Origin of the sequence: Brunnivagina elsteri CCALA 953 (genome assembly GCF_002289455.1) — a bacterium.
Taxonomy (GTDB): Bacteria; Cyanobacteriota; Cyanobacteriia; order Cyanobacteriales; family Nostocaceae; genus Brunnivagina; species Brunnivagina elsteri.
The window spans coordinates 1-1,334 of the sequence record NZ_NTFS01000756.1 but is presented as its reverse complement, the minus strand read 5'-3'; the positions used below and the strand labels follow the sequence as shown (position 1 = coordinate 1,334).

Below are 1,334 nucleotides of genomic sequence, written 5' to 3'. Positions count from 1 at the left end.
TATTTAAACGTCGCAAAAAAACGACGATCATCGAAAAAACAAAGACAAAAAGCAATAAAGAAACAATTACAATACTTGAAAAGAAACCTAGCACATATAGAAGGGCTTTTAGCAGTGGAAGCCAAGCTTCCCTGTCTGAGTAGCCAAAAATATAAAATGCTTTTAGTCGTAAATGAAGTATATCGACAACAGCTATTTATGTATGAAAATAGTCTCTCTCGTGTTGACGATAGAATAGTGAGTTTAACGCAACCTCATGTTCGTCCAATCATCAGGGGAAAAGCTGGCTCATCGGTAGAATTTGGAGCCAAATTATCAGCTAGCTGTTACGAAGGTTATGTATTTTTAGACCGAATTAGTTGGGATAATTTTAATGAATCAAGTGACTTAAAAGTCCAAGTAGAAGCATTTAAAATAGCAACGGGTAACTATCCAGAATCTGTACACGTAGACCAGATATATCGAAACAAAGAAAATAGAAAATGGTGTAAAGAAAGAGGAATCAGAATTAGTGGTCCACCATTAGGACGACCAGCAAAAAATATTAGTACAGAAACTAAAAAGCAGGCACAATTAGACGAGAGAGACCGTAATTGTATTGAAGGAAAGTTTGGTGAGCCAGCGCGTTGCGGGGGTTCCCCCCGTTGTAGCGACTGGCGAACCCGTAAGGGAGAAGCAAAAAGAAGATATAGTCTTGACCGAATGATGACCAAACTTTCTAATACTTCAGAAACAGGCATTGCTATAACTTTTCTAGTCATGAATCTTTCCGCATTATTGCGGCGGATTATTATGACTTTTTTTGTATCTATTTGTAGAAAATACTGTGTTTTTCCTATTTTTAGATTTGGACTATTAGAAAATATTATGTTTACTCAAATTGATTCATATAATGAATTATGTTTTCACCTAGAAGCATTGTTAACTGATTCTTGGTCTGGCTTAAATATGACTTTTTCAGCAAGCCCTATTTAGAAGCTTAAAATCCTTGCATTTAGGTAGAAAATTGTGGGGTGAACTTAAAAGCGAATCACCGAAACTACCCTAACAGTCTATTTTGTAGCATCTAGACTCGCTTTGTAGAGTTTTTCAGCAAGCCCTAATTAAAGGGAGCATCCCACTTTTTATTTAGCGAGCAAAGATTAATCCATTAAGGTAAGTAACCAGACAGAATTAATTACAATACTGATTTTTGGATATCTTTGATAGGTAATAATTTCAGCCCAAGTTTTGTGTAATTAATTGTGTCCAACTACTTAAGCACAACGGTGAGCAATGACTTGAGGAACGTTCTCGATTTTCCATTGTGCGCCAGAAATTTTCGTCCGACGGTC

Annotated in this window: 1 protein-coding gene; it reads left to right on the top strand. The window is 36.3% G+C overall.

The window, feature by feature from the left end:
* On the top strand, positions 1-975 hold a 975-nt coding region (locus CK510_RS30475), incomplete at its 5' end, for a transposase (protein ID WP_245912534.1).
* Positions 976-1,334 lie beyond the last annotated feature (359 nt).